Annotated in this window: 2 protein-coding genes; one reads left to right on the top strand and one right to left on the bottom strand. The window is 57.6% G+C overall.

The window, feature by feature from the left end:
- The first annotated feature begins 459 nt into the window (after positions 1-459).
- Positions 460-1,929: a M81 family metallopeptidase gene (locus G6N73_RS35230; protein ID WP_165034472.1), complete on the top strand. Its 1,470-nt coding sequence runs from the start codon at positions 460-462 to the stop codon at positions 1,927-1,929.
- A 357-nt stretch (positions 1,930-2,286) separates the two neighbouring features.
- On the opposite strand, the gene G6N73_RS35225 is transcribed toward G6N73_RS35230, so the two are convergent.
- Positions 2,287-2,592, bottom strand: a 306-nt coding sequence (locus G6N73_RS35225) for an integrase core domain-containing protein (RefSeq protein WP_165034471.1), incomplete at its 5' end; no start/stop codon positions are given.

The following is a 2,592-nucleotide window of genomic DNA, read 5'->3' as shown; positions in this document are numbered from 1 at the left end:
CCACTTCCTGTTCCAAATCGTGCGCCATTCGCTGTGCTCACAAGGACTTATGCTTCGCTTAGCCACCTTGGAACAGCATGGATAGGGGGATCTGCAGGGTGAGGAAAAGATGCTGGTCCAGTTCCAGGATCCCGATATACATCAAAACGGCTAACGACATTTCAAATCAGACAGCTTTATGCGGTGTGCATTTCAGCAGTCGACAGATTTTGGCGCATTATACGCCCTCCCTGATGCTATCAGTTCCACGATCGGGAGTCATAATCGACTTGTGCAAGCCATCATGCTCCGTCGCCAGAAAAGATTACTTTGATATCCTCAGGCGCTCCATGACGGCGAGCGTCCACCGCGTTGCAGTCGACACGCTGTGTTGGCCCGATTTGCGGAATGTCCGCTTGAATTAGAGTGCTCAAGGCATCCAAGAAACGTCAACTCGATCAAATTTGGAGGTTCCAGTCCATGCGTTTGTTCGCCGCCACGATTGCCACCGAAACGAATACATTCTCTCCTCTTCCGTCCGGCATAAACGCGTTTATGGAAACCGGCTTTATACGGCCTGGCGAGTATCCCAAGGATGCGCCGCTGGGGTATGACGCACCGCTCTGGGCTGCACGCCAGAGGGCAGCTGTCGAGGGCCTTACAATCATCGAGGGCAGCTGTTTCTTCGCTGAACCTGCAGGGGTCACGAACCGGCGAGACTATGAGTTCATGCGCGATGAGATTCTGGGGCAACTGGAGGCGGCGCTCCCCATCGATGGTGTGCTGCTGGGCCTCCACGGCGCCATGGTGGCCTTTGATTACGACGACGTCGAGGGCGACATCATAGAGCGCGTGCGCGCCTTAGTCGGTCCGAAATGCGTCATAGGCGTGGAGCTGGACCCGCACTGCCATTTGACGGTTAAGCGCGTCACATACGCGGATGTAATCGTCCTCTATAAAGAATACCCTCACACCGATATCGTCGAATGCGGCGAGCACCTAGTCGACATTGTTTTGAAGGCGATACGCGGGCAAGTGAAGCCCGTAATGTCACTCTTTGACTGCCAGCAGCTGGATTGGTACCCCACAGCCTTACCGCCGATGCGCGACTTCGTCGATTGGGTCAAGGCGCTGGAAAGGGAGGAGGGTGTGCTCTCCATCTCAATCGGCCATGGCTTTCCCCTTGCCGATGTACCGGAGATGGGGGGCCGAGTTCTTGTCGTTATGGATAAGGACAAGGCGAAGGGCGACGCGCTTGCTACCAAGATCGGCAAGGAGTTCACTTCGATGCGCGGCAAGCACTGGAAGCATCATATTTCGTTGGACGACGGAATCGCTAGCGCGTTAGAATTTAACGAGGGACGAGTAGTGATCGCGGATCCCGCAGACAACGCTGGCGGCGGCGCACCTTCAGACAACACGACTATTCTTCGTCGCCTCATGGAGCTTCAGGTCGAGGACGCCGCGGTAGGTCCAATCTGGGACCCGATAGCAGTACGGCTTTGCTTCGACGCTGGCTTGGGGGCCGAGTTCCCGCTGCGTTTCGGCGGCAAGACTGGGCCCTGCTCGGGCACGCCGATCGACGCAACGGCCACCGTAATTGGGCTCAAGCGCGATTGTTTGCAGAACTTTTCGGGGACGCAGGGTCCGCTCGGCGACTGTGCTGCAGTGCGGGCCGGTGGCGTCGAGGTGGTGCTTAACACTACAAGGACACAGGGCCTTGGGCTCGAGGTTTTTCGCAACGTTGGCGTCGACCCGCTTGCCAAGAAGATTTTGGTCGTTAAGTCAGCGCTCCACTTCATGGCGGAATACGGCCCAATCGCCGACAAGGCGATTTTTATCAGGAGCGACGGGCTCAACAACCGTCCGATCAGCGAATACCCCTACACACGTGTGAACCGCCCGATTTGGCCACTTGATACAGAAACCAGCCCCCGCCTCCTCGTGTGAGTCAGCCGAGCAAAGGATATTCACTAAATCCGTCTGCATCGCAGTAGTTCGTCCAGCGATGCGGGAAGATCGGCAATGCGGGACAGGAAGTCGGCGAGCCAGACGGGGTAATCGGCTTGCCGCCTCATCTCGCCGGAAAGGAGGGAGGTGCTGTGCTTCGAGCTGAAGTACAACGTGGGTAAGCGGGAAGGCCACCCCATCTGGCGCAGGCAAGTATGCGGCGGCGATGATGACACTGCCTATGCCGGCGGATAGAAGCTTTCAATCGATTGAGGCGGGTGCGTGTCCGTCGTCAGGGAATTTGAGACAACTGGCGCGCTGATTTAGCGGAGGCTCTGGCGCATCTCGGTTGTCATTTTAGGCGGCGTCTCTGCGGTGCCGCAAGCGCCGTTGTTCAATCGTTTTTCGTTGCAACGGAATGGTCTGGCCTCGGCCGAAGTAAATGTCGGCCGGGGTGAGGTTGTCGAGGCTCTCGTGGTAGCGCCGGTGATTGTAGTGCTCGACGAAGGCGGCGATCTGCCTGTCGAGATCGCCGGGCAGGAAGTAGTTTTCGAGCAGAATGCGGTTCTTCAACGTCTGGTGCCAGCGCTCGATTTTGCCCTGGGTCTGCGGATGGCTGGGCGCGCCGCGGGTGTGCTCCATGTTTTGATCCGAGAGCCAGTC

This window comes from Allomesorhizobium camelthorni (genome assembly GCF_011045125.1).
In the GTDB taxonomy this organism is placed as follows: Bacteria; Pseudomonadota; Alphaproteobacteria; order Rhizobiales; family Rhizobiaceae; genus Allomesorhizobium; species Allomesorhizobium camelthorni.
This window is presented reverse-complemented; position numbering and strand designations above follow the sequence as displayed.

Bases quoted from the DNA above. Each gene is read 5' to 3' on its own strand.
- G6N73_RS35230 (WP_165034472.1), top strand. From the start codon at position 460: ATGCGTTTGTTCGCCGCCACGATTGCCACCGAAACGAATACATTCTCT.